The following is a 15,642-nucleotide window of genomic DNA, read 5'->3' as shown; positions in this document are numbered from 1 at the left end:
CGGCCGGCGCGCCGGCGAGGTCGTCCGGCAGGGCGATCAGGAACCGGATCAGGCAGAACTCCGCGAGCCGCCGCAGCAGGTGCGGCCCGGCCGGGGAGCCGGGCAGTATCGCGCGGGGCGGCCTGCGCGCGTACGGGGACAGGCTCCCCAGGGTCCTCGCTCACTCGGCCCATGAGCGCCGCGGACCGCGGCTACGCGGCCGTACTCCGGATCCGGCAGCGCGTCGGCCCGTGGGTGCGCAGGGTGATCCCGGCGCTGACCGGGACCTCGGTGTCCACGGCCTCGAACTCGTACGCCCGCAGCAGCATCGCCAGCGCGATCACCGACTCCAGCATCGAGAAGTGCTGCCCGATGCAGGCGCGGGGGCCGCCGCCGAACGGGAACCAGGCGTAGCGGGGCCGCTCGGCCTCCGCCTCCGGGCTGAACCGGTCCGGGTCGAAGCGCTCCGGGTCCGGCCAGTACCGCGGGTTGCGGTGGGTCACCCACGGGGCCAGGATCACGTTCGAACCCGCCGGGACGGCGTGTCCCCCGATCTCGGTGGCGTCGACGGCGCTGCGGCCGATGACCGGGGCCGCCGGGTAGAGCCGCATCGCCTCCTTCAGGACCTGGGTGAGGTACGGCAGCCGCTCCAGGTCGGCGGCCTCGGGCGTACGGTCGCCCAGGACGCGCAGGACCTCCTCGCGGGCCCGCGCCTGGTGCTCGGGGTGCCGGCCCAGCAGGTGCAGGGAGAAGGCGAGGGAGGTCGCGGTCGTCTCGTGCCCCGCCAGCAGGAAGATCAGCACCTGGTCGCGCAGCTCGGCGGCGTCGAACTCGCCGTCCTGCGTGCTGCCGGCGGCGGACAGCAGGCTCAGCAGGTCCTCGCCCGCCCCGGAACCCGTGCCCGTGCCGGAGCCGGTGCCGGTGCCCGCGGTGCGCCGCTCGGCGATGATCCGGTCGCAGACGGCGTACAGCTCGTCCATCGCGGCGGCGGCCCGCCGGTTGCCGGGCGTGGGCCAGTTCCGCGGGACGTTGGCGGGGGAGTAGCCGCGACGCAGCACGTACTCGGTGATGACCGGAAAACACCGGTCGACGACGTCGACGGTGGCGTCCACGTCGGTGCCGAAGAGGATGCGGGCGACCGCGCGCAGGGCGAGTTCCATCATCTCGTCGGAGACGTCGACGATCCCGCCGGGGGCCTGCTCCCACGCCGTGAGCGTGGCCTGCGTCTCCTCGGCGACGGCGCCGGCGTAGCCGTCCACGCGCCGCTTGGTGAACAGCGGCTGCACCAGCCGCCGCTGGCGCAGGTAGTCCTCGTCCTGGCTGGTCAGCAGGCCGTTGCCGAAGGACTCCCGGAGCTCCTGGTAGAAGGTGTTGTCCTTGCGGAAGTTGGCCGACTGCGAGGCCAGGACCTGCTGGGCGCCCTCGGCGGAGAACACGCAGTACAGCTCCGCCCGCAGCCCGGGCGGGCCCGCGGTGATGCGGACGACGTCGCCGTGCTGCGCCTGGGCGCGCAGGTAGGTGCCGAGCGAGTCCGATTTCAGGTCCAGCAGGGAGCCCAGCAGCGGGATCCCCTCCAGCGAGGGCACCTCCGCGCCGGGACCCCGGCCCGCCCGCGCCTGCGATTCCACTGCTGCCATAGCCGCCGCCCCTCGACACCGTCACCGACAGGCCGATTCTGCACGCTCCCGCCCGGGCAGGCGAGATCCGCCGGACCGTCGGGCCGAAACCGGCCAATCCCCAGTTCACCAGTTCGGGCCGGGTGCCGCAGGCGATGCCGTCGTCGTCGCGGTCGAGGTTGCGGCCGTAGCCCGGCCGCCCGCGCCGGACGGGGGTCGCGCCCGCGCCCTCGCCTCCGCGCAGCCCTCGTACACGACGACACCGCCGCCCGAGGAGCCGCCGGACCCGCCGGACCCGCCGGACCCGCCGGACCCGCCGCCGGAGGCGGGCTGCGAGGCCGTCGGCTTCGGGGCCGACGGGGGCGGGGTGGCGTCGTCCGGCCGGGCTCAGTCCCCCCAGTCCCAGGTGTCGAAGTACGTGGCGGTCCCGGTCCGGCGGGCCTCCATGGCGGCCTCCAGCCGTGCGAAGTCCCGGGGCGGCATCAGGGCCCGCCACCGGTCGGGCGGCAGCGCCCGTACGTCGTCGTGCTCGGCCGGGTCCAGGGTGATGCGCCCGATCTGCTCGGCGGTGAGCCGGCCCCCGTCGAAGACGAAGCCGATCGAGCTGAGCGGCCACCGCCTGCCCGGCAGGCCGAAGACCGTGGCCAGGAGCCGCGGCGGGCCGCCGTGGACGATGCCGGTCTCCTCCCGGCACTCGCGCAGCGCGGTCTCCCAGGGCCGTTCGCCCTCCTCCATGCAGCCGCCGGGCCACTGCCACGGGTGGTTGCGCGAGTACACCGCCCGCAGCTGCACCGGCCGCTCCTGTTCGTCGGTGAAGAACAGGCAGGCGAACGCGGACGCCTTGGGCAGGGTGGCGGCGAACTCCTCGGGCGGCAGCCAGCCGGAGGTCACGCGCGGGGTCACGCGCCGGGAAGGGTGATCGCCTGGACGGGACAGGCCCGGGCGGCCTCCTTCAGCATGGGGTCGCCGCCGCCGTCCTCGCGCCCGGGAATCACCATCCCGAAGCCGTCGTCGTCGCTGGTGAACACCGTGGGCGCACGCAGAGCGCACTGGCTGCTGCCGATGCACACGTCGGTGTCGATCGTGATCCTGTCGGACATGGCCGGCCCTTCTGAGATCCCGTTGCACGCGGTCGCATGCGTGCTGCCCATGATCGCCGCCACGGCCCCCGGGACCGGCGAGTCGCCCCGACAACCACCCCTTCGGACCAGCCCGGGAGACCCGCTCGGCGCCACAATGCGCGGGCGTCCGGAGGCGGCCGGAGCATACGATCGGCCGCGGGGGGTGGTGCGCGATGTGGCCGAGGCGCAGGCGGGGGAACAGGGCGGGGGCGGGCGCGGGGCCCGACACCGTGCGGTCGCCGGGACCGCCGGATCCGGAAGTCGACCCGTGGCAGGACCGGCTGAGCCGTTCGCCCGGAGTGCGCGCGGTCCGGCAGTGGTGGGCGCAGGCGGCCGAGCAGACCGACCGGATCGGCGAGGAGGCGTACTGCGAGCGCCTGGGCGAGCTGCTCTCCCGGCTGTCCCCCCGCGACTTCGCGGCGCTCGGCCTCGGCTGCAGCCGCCGGATCGACCGCTCCTGCCGGGAGCCGCAGACCTGCTCGCAGGACCCCGTGCCGCCGCCCGCGGGCGAGCGGCCGTCACTGCGCCAGGGCCCGGTGGCCGGGGCCTGCAGCGACTTCTGGGACTGCTACAGCCGGTTCGGGATCCGGGCCGCGTTCACCGCTGACGACCGACACCGCGCGGTGACGGTCCAGGGCCCGTGGTCCCGGGTGATGCTCTGGGTGGACGGGGTCCGGGTGGAGGCTCCGGGCTTCCTGGACCAGACCGGCTACTGGGTGGACGGCCGCTTCTACGTCACGGAGACGTCCGGCCCGGACGACCACCCCTTGCAGGGGCACGTCGGCATGGGCACGATCGCGATCCTCTCGCTGGTGATCCGCGACGTCACCACCGCCACCACGCACGTCGTGGACCCCGAACCGCACCAGGACTGGTCCGACCCGGTCGCCGAGCTCCGCGACGGCGAGTGGCGTTTCTACCCGACCCTCGGGGCCCGTGACGCCGGCCGGCCCGACCGCATCCTCACCGCCCTGCCGAAGGCCGGCTGACCCGTGGCGGAGGACGAGGACGTGATATCCCGGGAACGCGCCGTCGAGCTCGTCGGTTCCTTCCTGGAGGGGGAGCTGCCGACATGGCCGTGGAGCGGGCCGCCCCCGACTCCGGACCTCTACCACGTGGAGGAGCACGGCGTCGGCTGGCTCGTCTTCTGGCGCTCGGCGGAGCAGGCCCGCCGCGCCGCCGGGACCGGCAGGACCGGCAGCTTCGTCGGCGGCCACTACCTGGTGGACCGGTACGACGGGAGCATCCACCACGTCCCCGCCGTCTGGTGGGACGGCGGGGGCTGGGAGGACCAGTACCTCCGCCACCGGGGCACCCCGCGGCCCGATCCACTGGCCGCCGCGGTGCGCGCGCTCGTGCACTCCGCCGGGGCCGTGGCCGCGATGGGCCATCTGCGCAGGGAGGCCCCGCGGCTGGGCCTCCTGGAGGCGAAGGCCTATGTGGCGGCCGTCCGGGACGGCGCCGAACCGCCGGAGGAACTCGCGGACCTGACCCGCCGGGAGGATCCGTCGCCGCCCCCGCCCATCGAGACGGTGGCCGGCCCGGTCCGATAGCGGCCCCGGCTCCGTCAGCCGACCGTGCAGACGTACGACACGAGCCCCGCGGCCAGCAGCACTCCGAGGCCGGCGACTCCGCCGCGGCGCCATCCGGGCACCGTGCACATGGCGACGAGCGCCGGTCCGATGCCCAGCAGCGCCAGGACCACCGCGGACAGCTCCACGTACTCCTCCCGGGAGAACACGGCGAGCACCGCCAGGGAGAACGTCTGCAGGAACACGCTGGCGGGGACGGTCGCCGCCCGGGTCCCGACGCCCGGCGGCCGCAGCGCGAAGAAGGACACGGCCAGGGCCAGGACCAGCCAACTGGCGAAGCCGGCGAACGGATAGGGCGTCAGGCACAGCGCGGTGCTGTCCGCGCAGGACCGCTCGTGCGACTCGACGGCCCACTGCCACAGGCCCGTCGCCCACCATCCGGTGAAGGCGCCGGCGACCGCCGCACCCGCCACCGGGAGGCGCCGGCTCACGGCGAGACGTCCTCGGCCCGGAGCCGGCCGCCGGCGCTGGCGGGCTCGGGCGCGCGGCCGCCGCTCCGATCCTGCGGGGGCGGGACGGTCAGTGCGCGCAGGAACACCTGGCGCAGCATCTCCGAGGTGTCGAAGTCGTCTGCGGGGTCGGTGTGCATGTCACTTGCCCTTCGCGTCGTGGGTTCCCGGGCGGTCGGGGCCCAGGTGGGCGTCCAGTGCCGCCGTGATGATCCGGTCGAGCGGGTCGCCGCCCGGCGGGGCGTCCGGTGCCGGGGCGCCGAGGACGAGCTGCAGGCTGCCCCACGACCAGAGTTGGGCGATACCGTGCAGGTTCGACCACAGGGCCGCGGCCGTGACGGCGGGGGGCGGGGGCGCGGCCACCGCGCCGGGGAGGCTCGCGGTGCCCTGATCCGCGCCGCACCGGGCGACGAGGGCGACGATGCCCTCGAACATCGGGACCGTCGACTCCCGCAGCTGCCGCTCGCCCGACGCGTGCCGCTCGCTGTCGAGGAGGTCGTGCCGGAACATCAGCTCGAACATGCCGCGGCGCTCCAGCGCGTAGCCGATGTACACCCGCGCGGCAGCCCGCAGCTGGGCCCGCGCAGAGGGCGCCCCGGCGACCGCGGCGCCGACCCGGGCCGCGAGGTCCTCGAAGCCGCGCCGGGCGATCGCGGACAGCAGGGCGTGGTGCGTGGGGAAGTACCGGCGCGGCGCTCCGTGCGACACCCCCGCCCGGCGGGCGATCTCGCGCAGCCCCAGCGATGCGGAGCCCTCGGTCAGCACGAGTTCCACGCCGACGTCGATCAGTCGCTCCCGCAGGGAGCCCTCACGGTCCATAGACACTGTCTACCAGGGTGAGTAGACAGTGTCTACCCCATGGGTGCGGCGAGGTGGGCGACGTCCCCGGTGCCGGCCCTGGTATCCGCGTCAGGCGTTCTGGAGGGCGGTGACCAGGCCGGCCACCAGCTGCGCGCGCTCGGCCATCGCCCCGACCACCACGTACTCGTGGTCGGCGTGGGCTCCGCCGCCCACCGCGCCGAGCCCGTCGAGGGTGGGCACGCCCAGGGCGGCGGTGAAGTTGCCGTCGCTGCCGCCGCCGACCGCCCGGCCTTCGAGGCCCGGCAGCAACTCACGTGCCAGCGCGAAGAGTTCGGTCGAAGCCGACTCGGGCATCGGGGGCCGGCCGATGGACCCCTCCACGGTGATCTCCGCCCCGTCGAGGTGCGGGGTCAGCGCGGCGAAGGCCGATTCGAGGCGCTCCTTCTCGTCGTCCGACTCCACCCGCACGTCGACGGTGACGGTGGCCTCCGCGGGGACGACGTTGTCCAGGGTGCCCGCGGCGGCGACGGTCGGCGTGACCGTGGTGCCGATGCCGGGCCGGCCGAGCGCCGTGATGTCCAGCACCTGGTGCGCCGCCTCGACCAGGGCGTTGACCCCGGCGGCGGGTTCGAGGCCGGCGTGCGAGGCCCGGCCCGTGATGGAGACGTGGAAGGAGCCGCAGCCCTTGCGGCCCGTCTTCAGGCCGCCGCCGTCCGCGGCGCCCTCGACCACGAGCACCGCCCCGCAGGCCAGGGCCCGTTCCTCGATGAGCGCCCGCGAGGACCGGGAGCCGACCTCCTCGTCGGCGGTCACCAGGATCTCCACGCCCGACCGGTCGTCGAGGGCGGCCAGCCCGTGCACGGCCTGCACCAGGCCGCCGAGCATGTCGAAGACCCCGGGGCCGGTCGCGTGCCCGTCCTCGACGGCGAACGGGCGCCGCTCCAGGGTGCCGAGCGGGAACACCGTGTCGTGGTGGCCGAGGATCAGGACCTTGGGCTCGCCGCCGCCCGACCAGTGCACGTGCGGTCCGGCCTCGCTGTCGACGAGGACGGCGTGCCCGCCGAGGCGGTGCTCGATGACGCCGGCGACGGCCTTCGCCGAAGCGGTCAGGGCATCGGGGTCGCGCGACGGCGACTCGGTTTCGACGAGCGTCCTGAGGTCCTCGAGCATCGCTTCCACACTCACACGGCCTGTCTTCTGCATCGTCATGTGCGAAGCCTAATCCGCGCGCCCGTAGCGCGGCTCGAGCGCCGCAGCGGGCCGCAAAGGGCCGCACGGCCGTGCGACGGAGGGGCGGACCCGGTGGGAAGGGCCCGCCCCCGGTTTCCCCGGTCGAGCGCCGCCCGGCCCTCCGCCGCGAACTGCGCACCGTCGTCGGCGGGTTGGACCTGACGCATTCCCGGACCGCGACTCCCGCGACCCGTGCAGTATCCATAAAGATACGTGAGGAATACACCTGGGCAGCCGCGGTGAATACCCGTAACGTTTTTCCCGTCACCGACAGCTAAACGGGAGGTATTCCGATGATCTCGACCGTCAAGGCCAACGTCGTCACCGCCGTCGTGCACAACCGTGCCGTCGTCCACAACCGTGCGGTCGTCCACAACCGCGCCGTCGTGCACAACCGCTCGGTCGCCAAGTGACGGTGACCTTCTGAGGTCCTTCGACCACGGTCCCGGGTTCCACCCGGGACCGTGGCCCTTTGTATAAGGAGTCATTTCCATGGGGGCTGAAATGCCGGCGGACGACACCGCCTTGGAACTCGTGGACGCCGAGATATACGACCTCGAACCGGATCTGTGCTTCCTCGCCACCCCGAACGGCGGGCAGTTCTACATTTCCGCCCCGCCGGCCGAGTTCCGCGCGTGGTTGGCGCGCTGCGACGGAACCAGGACCCGCAGCGAACTCCTGGCGGGAATGGCCCCCGAATACGCCGAAGTGCTCGACGTCCTGCGGCACGACGGCTGTCTGCGCCCCGCCGAGGCCGCCCTGGACGCCGAGCGGGCGGCGCGCGTGGCGCGCACCACGGTCCTCGTCACCGGCGCTCCGGACCTCACCGCCCCCCTCGCCCACGCGTTGGGCGCCACCGGCTACGCACGCGTCGGGCCGGCCCCGGACGACCTGTCCGCCGTCGACGTCCGCGACACCGTGCTCGTCGCCGCCTTCTCGCACCCCGCCCACCGCGAACTGAGCCGCATCGACGAGCTGTGCGCCCGGCTCGGCCTGCGCTGGCTGCCGCTGCGCCACGAACGCGGCCGGGCCGTCCTCGGCCCCGCCGTCATCCCCGGTGTGACGGCGGACTTCGCCGACGTGCTGGACCGCCGCCTCTCCGCGGCGCACGACCCGAGGATCGTCGAGGCCGTGCGGGCCGCGCCGCAGCCGACCGGCCGCCGGCTTCGCGCCGGCGACGTCCGCTGGACCGCGGCGCAGCTGGCCACCTGCCTGGAGCGCTGGATCACCGGCGAGGCCACCGTCGGCGAGGTCGAGCTCGACCCCCGCCGGTTCGGCCGCGTCGAGCGCACCGTCCTGCCGGTCCCGACGCGCCCGCGGCCCGTGGTGCGCGGCGACGCCGAGGCCGACCTCCTCGTCGACGACCAGGTCGGCGTGGTGACCGGCGTCCAGGAGCTGGCGCCCCGCCCCGGCATGCCCGCGCAGCTGCGGGTGTGCGCCGTGGACGTCGCCGACATGCGGCGCGTCGCGGACTGGCCCAACGACCGGCAGGCGTTCGGCACGTCCTGGTCCGATTTCGACGCCGCCCGCCGCAGCGCCGTCGGCGAGGCGGTCGAACGCTACTGCGGCAGCCGACTGCCCGAGGACCGCCTCCGGTTCGGCAGCCACGCCCAGCTGCGCCGGGCCGGGGTGCCCGCACTCGACCCGCGACGGCTGCACCTGTACTCGCAGCGGCAGTACCGCAGCGAGGGCTTCCCCTTCGCGCCGCTGACCGTGGACGCGGAGTGCGCCTGGGTCGAGGGCCGCTCGTGGACGACCGGCGAGCCGGTGTGGGTGCCCGCCTTCCTGGTCGCCCACGGAGAACACGACCCGGTCGCCTACTCCGACCCTCTGGTGGCCGGCGTGGCCTGCGGGGTGACCGAGGAGCACGCCGTCACCTCGGGGCTCGAAGAGGTGATCGAGCGCGACACCACCATGCTCTGGTGGGCCAACGCCGCCCGCCTCCCCCGGCTGCCGGTCCCCGACCGCATCCGCGGGCTGGTCGCCGACAGCGCGGACGCCTACGACGTCACCCTCATCCACCTGGACAACGAGTTCGACGTCCCGGTGCTCGCCGCGGTCGTGCGCGACCGCGCGCACGGCTGGCTGGCCATCGGCTTCGCCACCCGTCCCGACCCGCAGGAAGCGGCGGAGAAGGCCCTCGCCGAAGGCTTCACCCTGCACCACACCTGCCACTTCCTCGACGACGACAAGGCACTGGCGGGCGGCCTGGCGGAGCTGCCCCACCTGGGCAACCTCAAGCCGTACCGCGCCGACCGGCGCTACCTCGACTCGTACCGCCCGGACTTCGCCGACGTCCGCGACCTGCTGTGCCAGCAGCAGCTCCACCTCGACCCGCGGGCCCAGGAGCGGGTCGCACCCTGGGTCCGGGACCTCCCCACCCGCGCCTGGGACGGACTGCCCGCCCTCCCGCAGCGGAGCCTCTCGGCGTACCGCGAACGGGTCGAGGCCCGCGGATTCGAAGTGATCAGCGTCGACCTGACGACCTGTGACGCCGAAGCGGCCGGGTTCAGCGCCGCCCACACGATCGTGCCCGGCCTCGTGTCGAACTTCCCCGCCGGGATGCCCATGTGGGGCGACGGCAGGATCGGCAGCGCCGGCGTCCGGCTCGGCTGGCGGTCGCACCCGCTGGCCGAGGAGGAGTTCAACGTCTTCCCACTGCCCCACGCGTGAGGGATAACCGATGGCTGTCACCGACACACTCGGCCTGCCGAACACCAAGGGCCGCAGGCCCCTGATCGTCGCCCAGGTCGTCGACGCCCTGGGCACCGGGCTCTTCCTCCCGTTCGCCGTCGTGTACTTCCACGCGGCCAAGGGCATCCCCCTGACCACGGTCGGCCTGATGCTGTCCACCGGCGCGCTGCTCTCGCTGCCCGCGGGACCGCTCGGGGGCCGGCTGATCGACCGGTTCGGGCCGCGGGGCGTGCTCGTCGCGAGCAACCTGATCCGCGTCCTGACCTTCACCGCCTACGTGTTCACCGACACCCCCTGGCAGCTGGTGCTGCTGGTCACGGCCACCCTGTGGGGCGACAGCCTGTTCCGGCCCGCGGTCTTCGCGCTGGTGGCGCAGGTGGCCGACGACGGGCACCGGGCGCGCTGGTACGCGATGGACCGCTCCCTGCGCAACGCCGGGATCGGCGCCGGCGGACTGGTGGGCAGCACCCTCGTCGGCTGGGGCGGCACCTCGGGCTACACCGCCGTGGTCGCGCTGAACGCCGTCTCGTTCCTCCTCGCGGCCGGGCTGGTCGCGACCTGGCGCCGGACCGCTGCGCCCCGCCCTGCCGGGGACGGAGCCGACCAGGCCCAGCCCCAGCCCCAGCCCCCGGCCCCGGCCGGGGAGGCTCCGCAGGAGCGCCGCGGCGGGTACCGGGAGGTGCTCGCCGACCGGGCGTTCCTCGGAGTCCTGGCCACCGTCGGGGTGTTCGCGCTGTGCGACCTCGCGCTGACCCTGCTGCTGAGCGCGTACGTGATCGAGGCGCGCGGGCTGCCGGCGTGGCAGCCCGGCATGCTGTTCGCGATCAACACCGTCATGGTGGTGCTGGCGCAGACCGCACTGGCCAAGGCGGTCGAACGGTACCGGCGGCCCGCGGTGCTCCAGGTGGCGGCCGTCCTGTGGATGGTGTCCTTCGGCCTGTTCGCCGCGGTGCCCGGCGACCACACCGGGCTGGCCTTCGGCGGGCTCGTGCTGGGCATGGTCGTCTTCACGGTCGCGGAGCTGCTCCAGGCCCCGACCAGCAGCGCACTGATCGTGGGGATGGCCGCGGAACACCTCCGCGGCCGGTACCTGGGGTCGGAGGAGCTGATGTGGAGCCTGGCCCGGGTGCTGGCGCCCACCGTGTTCACCTGGCTGCTGGCACGCGGGGCGGGCCTGCCCTGGCTCGCGCTGTGCCTGTGCTGCCTCGCCGCGATCGTGGTGCTCCGGCGACTGCACCGGGTGCTGCCCGCGCACGTCCAGCGCGAGACCGTCGATGCCTGAGCGCGGGTCCGAGGTCCGCAGCCCCGAAGCGTTCCGCGACGTCTACCACCGGGTCTACCGCGAGCCGCCGTACCACGAGGACGCGGCGGCCGCGGACGGCTTCGCCCGCCAGCTGGCCGGCCACGCGGCGCTGCCCGGCTTCTCCGTGACCACCGTCGCCGACGGCGGCGCGCTCACCGGGTTCGCCTACGGAGTCCACCGCGAGGAGGGGTGGTGGCACCCGCGCGCCACCGCGCCCGCGCCGCCGTGGCTGCGCCGTCCGCTGTTCTACGTCTACGAGCTCGCGGTCGTCCGGGAGTCGCGGGGCCGCGGGCACGGCCGCGAACTGCTGGACCTGCTGCTGGCCGACCGCACCGAGCCGTTCGCCGTCCTCGCCGCGTCGAGCAGGGCGTCGGCGCGCGACCTGTACCGGCGGTGGGGCTGGACGAAGGTCGGCGAACTGGGCGGTCCACCGGACGGTGTGGACCTCCTGGCCCTCCCTTTGGGACCGCTGCCGTAGCGAACGCCTCCGTTCGGCCCCGGCACCCCGCCGGGGCCGACGCCGTTCCCCCGGTGCCGCCCCCGCCGGCGCACGCCCGGCGCGAGCTGACAGAGGCGGCGGTCGTTTCGGCGGCGGGAGCGCCTCCCCGTGCAAGGGTGTCCGGTATGCCCGCGACTCCCGGGTCGTGCTCGTTCAGCGGCCCCACGGCCACGCTGTCGCCGCATCGTCTCAATTCACAGGGGGAATCGAATGAGTGTCGATGTGCTGGTCCACGATGACCTCACCCTGTCCCGATATGCGCTCACGGCATTACTGGAACGGTGTCCGGACATCCGGATCGTGGGTTCGGCGGACAACGTCTACGCCGCACTCGAGTTCGCCGAACTCAACCGGCCCGACGTCGTGCTCGTCAGTTTCGACGGCCGGGACGAGGAAACCGTCGACATCGCGGAGAAGATCGCCATCCTTCCGGGCGTCCGTACGCTGCTGGTCGCCACCGCCTGCGTCCGGCCGGTCGTCCGCAGGGCCTTCACCGGGGAGATCGACGGAATGGTGCGGCGCAGTGCCCCGCCCGAGCGCCTTTTCGAGGCCGTGCACCTGGTGCACCGGGGCGAGCGGGCCTTCGACACCGAGCTGGCGGTCGCGGCCGTGTCCAACGGGGACTGCCCGCTGACCCCCCGGCAGTTGTCCGTGCTGGAACACCTCGACCGCGGCGACACGGTGGAGGAGATCGCCGCACGGCTCTCCCTGTCCGAAGGGACGGTCCGCAACTACATTTCGACCATCGTCGTCAACACGGGTGCACGCACCCGCATCGATGCGCTGCGCATCGCCCGCAACCGGGAATGGATCTGATCCCCCGTGCGGAACGCCACCCTGACGGACGCACGGCGACGGATGCACGACACGTCCGTCGCGGCGCAGGCATCGACTTCCCCTGTCCGGCTGATATCGCAGAAGAACGGGTACAAGGACGGCTCGCATGTCCCTTTCCAGTAATCCCACGGGTGGTCGGCTGCCCCGCCAGGTGGCCGACGCCCACGTCGACGCCCTCGTCGCACTCGACCCGGTCGTCGGCACCTTCCTCGGCGTCGCCGGAAGCTCCGACCGGCTCCCCGACTTCTCCCCGCAGGGCCGGGAGGCGGTCGCCGGGCTGGCCCGTACGACCCTGCGGCAGCTCGCCGAGGCCGAGGCCGCTCCCGGCGCGGACGACACGGCCGAGCGCCGCTGCGCCCGGCTGCTGCGCGAGCGGCTCACCGCCGAACTCGCCGTGGACGAGGCGGGCGAGGGCCTGCGGGCGGTCGCCAACCTCGGGTCACCGCTGCACCAGGTCCGTGACGCCTTCACCCTCACGCCCATGGAGACGGACGAGGACTGGGCGGCGATCGCTCGACGGCTGCGCGCCGTGCCGGACGCCCTGGCGGGCTACCGGGCCTCGCTGGAGGCCGGCCTCGCCCGCGCGCTGCCCGCAGGGCCGCGGCAGGTCGCGGCCGTCGTCGGTCAGTTGACCGAATGGGTCGGCACGGACCGGAGCTTCTTCGCTGACCTCACCGATCCAGGTCCCGAACGGCTGCGGGGCGAGCTCACCAAGGCCGCCGCAGTGGCCACCGGCGCCCTCGCGGACCTGCGCGACTGGCTCCGTGACGGCTACGCCCCGGCCGTCGAGGGCGCACCGGACGTCGTCGGCCGGGAGCGCTACGTCCGTCTCGCCCGCCATCACAACGGCGCCGACCTCGACCTCGACGAGGCGTACGCGTACGGCTGGTCGGAGTTCCACCGGCTGCTCGCCGAGATGCGCACCGAGGCCGAAAGGGTCCTGCCGGGCGCCGGCACCCCCTGGGAGGCGCTGGCGTGGTGCGACCGGCACGGGGAGGCCGTCGAGGGGGTGGAGGAGACCCGGCAGTGGCTCCAGGCGCTGATGGACGACACCATCGACAGGCTGGACGGCACCCACTTCGAACTCGCCGAGCGGGTACGCCGGGTCGAGTCGCACATCGCCCCGCGGGGCAGTGCCGCCGCCCCCTACTACACGGAGCCGTCGCTGGACTTCTCCCGGCCCGGACGCACCTGGCTGCCCACGATGGGGCAGACCCGCTTCCCGGTCTACGACCTGGTCACCACCTGGTACCACGAGGGCGTGCCGGGCCACCACCTGCAACTGGCCCAGTGGGCGCACGTCGCCGACCGCCTCTCCCGCTACCAGACCACCGTGGCCTGCGTCGGCGCCAACGCCGAGGGCTGGGCGCTGTACGCCGAGCGCCTGATGGACGAGCTGGGCTTCCTGACCGACCCCGAGCGGCGGCTGGGCTACCTGGACGCGCAGATGATGCGGGCCGTCCGCGTCGTCGTCGACATCGGCGTGCACCTGGAGCTGGAGATCCCCGGGGACTCCCCGTTCCACCCGGGCGAGCGCTGGACGCCGGGGCTGGCCCAGGAGTTCCTGGGCCGGCACACCAGCCGTCCGGCCGACTACGTGGAGAGCGAGATCACCCGCTACCTGGGCATGCCGGGCCAGGCCATCGGCTACAAGCTCGGGGAGCGGGTCTGGCTCGCGGGCCGCGAGGCGGCCCGGGCCCGGCACGGCGCGGACTTCGACCTCAAGGCCTGGCACATGGCCGCGCTGTCGCAGGGCTCACTGGGCCTCGACGACCTGCTCGCCGAACTCTCGGCGCTCTGACGGAAAACACCCGCCGGCGCCGCCGCCCCCCGCACACAGGGGGACGGTGGCGCCGTTCGGCGTCAGATGTCGCGGAAGGTCTCGATCTGGGCGCCGACCGAGTTGAGGCGCTCGGCGAGGTCCTCGTAGCCGCGGTTGATGACGTACACGTTGCGCAGGACCGAGGTGCCCTCCGCGGCCATCATCGCGAGCAGGACGACCACCGCCGGGCGCAGGGCCGGCGGGCACATCATCTCGGCGGCACGCCAGCGGGTGGGGCCCTCGACCAGGACGCGGTGCGGGTCCAGCAGCTGGAGGCGGCCGCCGAGGCGGTTGAGGTCCGTGAGGTAGATCGCCCGGTTGTCGTACACCCAGTCGTGGATCAGGGTCTTGCCCTGGGCGGTGGCCGCGATGGCCGCGAAGAACGGGACGTTGTCGATGTTCAGCCCGGGGAACGGCATCGGGTGGATCTTGTCGATGGGCGCTTCCAGCTTCGACGGGCGGACCGTCAGGTCGACCAGGCGGGTACGGCCGTTGTCGGCGGTGTACTCCGGCGAGCGGTCGTGGTCGAGGCCCATCTCCTCCAGGACCGCGAGCTCGATCTCCATGAACTCGATCGGGACCCGGCGGATCGTCAGCTCCGACTCCGTGACGACGGCGGCGGCGACGAGGCTCATCGCCTCGACCGGGTCCTCGGACGGGGAGTAGTCGACGTCGACGTCGATGTTGGGGACGCCGTGGACCGTCAGGGTCGTGGTGCCGACGCCGTCGACCCGGACGCCGAGCGCCTCCAGGAAGAAGCACAGGTCCTGGACCATGTAGTTGGAGGAGGCGTTGCGGATGACCGTGACGCCGTCGTGCCGGGCGGCGGCGAGCAGCGCGTTCTCGGTGACGGTGTCCCCGCGCTCGGTCAGCACGATCGGGCGGTCGGGGCTGACGCCGGGCTCGACCTTGGCGTGGTAGATGCCCTCGGTCGCGGTGATGTCCAGGCCGAAGCGGCGCAGGGCGATCATGTGCGGCTCGATGGTGCGGGTGCCGAGGTCGCAGCCGCCGGCGTAGGGCAGGCGGAACTGGTCCATGCGGTGGAGCAGGGGGCCCAGGAACATGATGATGCTCCGGGTCCGGACGGCCGCCTCCGCGTCGATGGCGTCCATGTCGAGCTCGGCCGGCGGGACGAGTTCCAGGTCGACGCCGTCGTTGATCCAGCGGGCGCGGACACCGATGGAGCTCAGGACCTCCAGCAGGCGGTAGACCTCTTCGATGCGGGCGACCCGGCGCAGGACCGTGCGGCCCTTGTTGAGCAGGGAGGCGCACAGCAGGGCCACGCACGCGTTCTTGCTCGTCTTGACGTCGATGGCGCCGGACAGGCGGCGGCCGCCGACGACCCTCAGGTGCATCGGGCCGGAGTAACCCAGGGAGACGATCTCGCTGTCGAGCGCCTCGCCGATGCGGGCGATCATTTCAAGGCTGATGTTCTGGTTGCCGCGCTCGATGCGGTTCACGGCGCTCTGGCTGGTGCCCAGGGCCTCCGCGAGCTGACTCTGTGTCCAGCCCCGGTGCTGCCGGGCGTCACGGATGAGCTTGCCGATGCGTACGAGGTAGTCGTCTGCCATGGGTGCACCGTATCTCAGATATGAGATGAGCTATGCGTCGGGTGGGGTGTTCGGGTGTCACCGACCGTCAATTCCCCCGGATGCCGCGGCCGGACGGGTGGCGGCCCGTGCCGGCCGACGAACCCGAC

The 15,642-nt window shown here is 73.7% G+C and carries 15 protein-coding genes and 1 pseudogene; 7 read left to right on the top strand and 9 right to left on the bottom strand.

Annotation, left to right across the window (positions count from 1 at the left end; all coding sequences use genetic code 11):
- Positions 1 to 191 precede the first annotated feature (191 nt).
- From ACSHWO_RS08655 to ACSHWO_RS08640, 4 genes and pseudogenes are all read right to left on the bottom strand, one after another.
- On the bottom strand, positions 192 to 1,616 hold the full coding sequence (locus ACSHWO_RS08655; protein WP_438310920.1) for a cytochrome P450: 1,425 nt from the start codon (positions 1,614 to 1,616) through the stop codon (positions 192 to 194).
- Between the two features lie 139 nt (positions 1,617 to 1,755).
- A pseudogene (locus ACSHWO_RS08650) lies at positions 1,756 to 2,091 on the bottom strand (hypothetical protein); the annotation flags it as partial.
- The gene (locus tag ACSHWO_RS08645) at positions 1,983 to 2,498 is read right to left on the bottom strand and encodes an NUDIX domain-containing protein (RefSeq protein WP_404239688.1); all 516 of its coding nucleotides are present in this window, start codon (positions 2,496 to 2,498) and stop codon (positions 1,983 to 1,985) included. The gene ACSHWO_RS08645 and the pseudogene ACSHWO_RS08650, both read right to left, overlap by 109 nt.
- A complete protein-coding gene (locus ACSHWO_RS08640; protein WP_361089503.1) occupies positions 2,495 to 2,695 on the bottom strand; it encodes a ferredoxin in 201 nt (66 codons plus the stop codon). Before ACSHWO_RS08640 ends, ACSHWO_RS08645 begins: the two co-directional genes overlap by 4 nt.
- A gap of 251 nt (positions 2,696 to 2,946) precedes the next feature.
- Between ACSHWO_RS08640 and ACSHWO_RS08635 the strand changes: the two genes are divergently transcribed.
- A complete protein-coding gene (locus tag ACSHWO_RS08635) occupies positions 2,947 to 3,705 on the top strand; it encodes a hypothetical protein (RefSeq protein WP_438310918.1) in 759 nt (252 codons plus the stop codon).
- A gap of 3 nt (positions 3,706 to 3,708) precedes the next feature.
- The gene (locus ACSHWO_RS08630) at positions 3,709 to 4,269 is read left to right on the top strand and encodes a YrhB domain-containing protein (protein WP_438310916.1); all 561 of its coding nucleotides are present in this window, start codon (positions 3,709 to 3,711) and stop codon (positions 4,267 to 4,269) included.
- 14 nt (positions 4,270 to 4,283) lie between these two features.
- Here ACSHWO_RS08630 and ACSHWO_RS08625 read toward each other — a convergent pair whose 3' ends face one another.
- From ACSHWO_RS08625 to ACSHWO_RS08610, 4 genes are all read right to left on the bottom strand, one after another.
- Positions 4,284 to 4,739, bottom strand: a complete 456-nt coding sequence (locus tag ACSHWO_RS08625; protein ID WP_438310914.1) for a hypothetical protein — start codon at positions 4,737 to 4,739, stop codon at positions 4,284 to 4,286.
- Positions 4,736 to 4,897: a hypothetical protein gene (locus ACSHWO_RS08620; protein WP_385805388.1), complete on the bottom strand. Its 162-nt coding sequence runs from the start codon at positions 4,895 to 4,897 to the stop codon at positions 4,736 to 4,738. Before ACSHWO_RS08620 ends, ACSHWO_RS08625 begins: the two co-directional genes overlap by 4 nt.
- Before the next feature lies 1 nt (position 4,898).
- On the bottom strand, positions 4,899 to 5,576 hold the full coding sequence (locus tag ACSHWO_RS08615) for a TetR/AcrR family transcriptional regulator (RefSeq protein ID WP_438310912.1): 678 nt from the start codon (positions 5,574 to 5,576) through the stop codon (positions 4,899 to 4,901).
- A 90-nt stretch (positions 5,577 to 5,666) separates the two neighbouring features.
- Positions 5,667 to 6,767, bottom strand: a complete 1,101-nt coding sequence (locus tag ACSHWO_RS08610) for a M20 family metallopeptidase (protein ID WP_438310910.1) — start codon at positions 6,765 to 6,767, stop codon at positions 5,667 to 5,669.
- Positions 6,768 to 7,280: 513 nt separating this feature from the next.
- On the opposite strand from ACSHWO_RS08610, the gene ACSHWO_RS08605 reads away from it, so the two are divergent.
- The 5 genes from ACSHWO_RS08605 (at position 7,281) to ACSHWO_RS08585 (ending at position 13,922) form a co-directional block, all read left to right on the top strand.
- Positions 7,281 to 9,461, top strand: a complete 2,181-nt coding sequence (locus ACSHWO_RS08605) for a YcaO-like family protein (RefSeq protein WP_385805386.1) — start codon at positions 7,281 to 7,283, stop codon at positions 9,459 to 9,461.
- Between the two features lie 10 nt (positions 9,462 to 9,471).
- Complete coding sequence (locus ACSHWO_RS08600) at positions 9,472 to 10,764, top strand: MDR family MFS transporter (RefSeq protein WP_438310907.1); 1,293 nt, start codon at positions 9,472 to 9,474, stop codon at positions 10,762 to 10,764.
- Positions 10,757 to 11,263 carry a GNAT family N-acetyltransferase gene (locus ACSHWO_RS08595; protein WP_361089521.1) on the top strand — a complete coding sequence of 169 codons (507 nt, stop codon included), beginning with the start codon at positions 10,757 to 10,759 and terminating at the stop codon, positions 11,261 to 11,263. Before ACSHWO_RS08600 ends, ACSHWO_RS08595 begins: the two co-directional genes overlap by 8 nt.
- Before the next feature lie 231 nt (positions 11,264 to 11,494).
- Positions 11,495 to 12,100: a LuxR C-terminal-related transcriptional regulator gene (locus ACSHWO_RS08590; protein WP_438310904.1), complete on the top strand. Its 606-nt coding sequence runs from the start codon at positions 11,495 to 11,497 to the stop codon at positions 12,098 to 12,100.
- A gap of 127 nt (positions 12,101 to 12,227) precedes the next feature.
- Positions 12,228 to 13,922 carry a DUF885 domain-containing protein gene (locus tag ACSHWO_RS08585; RefSeq protein WP_385805383.1) on the top strand — a complete coding sequence of 565 codons (1,695 nt, stop codon included), beginning with the start codon at positions 12,228 to 12,230 and terminating at the stop codon, positions 13,920 to 13,922.
- Positions 13,923 to 13,984: 62 nt separating this feature from the next.
- On the opposite strand, the gene ACSHWO_RS08580 is transcribed toward ACSHWO_RS08585, so the two are convergent.
- Complete coding sequence (locus tag ACSHWO_RS08580; protein WP_361089531.1) at positions 13,985 to 15,514, bottom strand: helix-turn-helix domain-containing protein; 1,530 nt, start codon at positions 15,512 to 15,514, stop codon at positions 13,985 to 13,987.
- Positions 15,515 to 15,642 lie beyond the last annotated feature (128 nt).

It is taken from the genome of Streptomyces pallidus (ex Mingjun et al. 2026), from assembly GCF_051550185.1.
Classification (GTDB): Bacteria; Actinomycetota; Actinomycetes; order Streptomycetales; family Streptomycetaceae; genus Streptomyces.
This window is presented reverse-complemented; position numbering and strand designations above follow the sequence as displayed.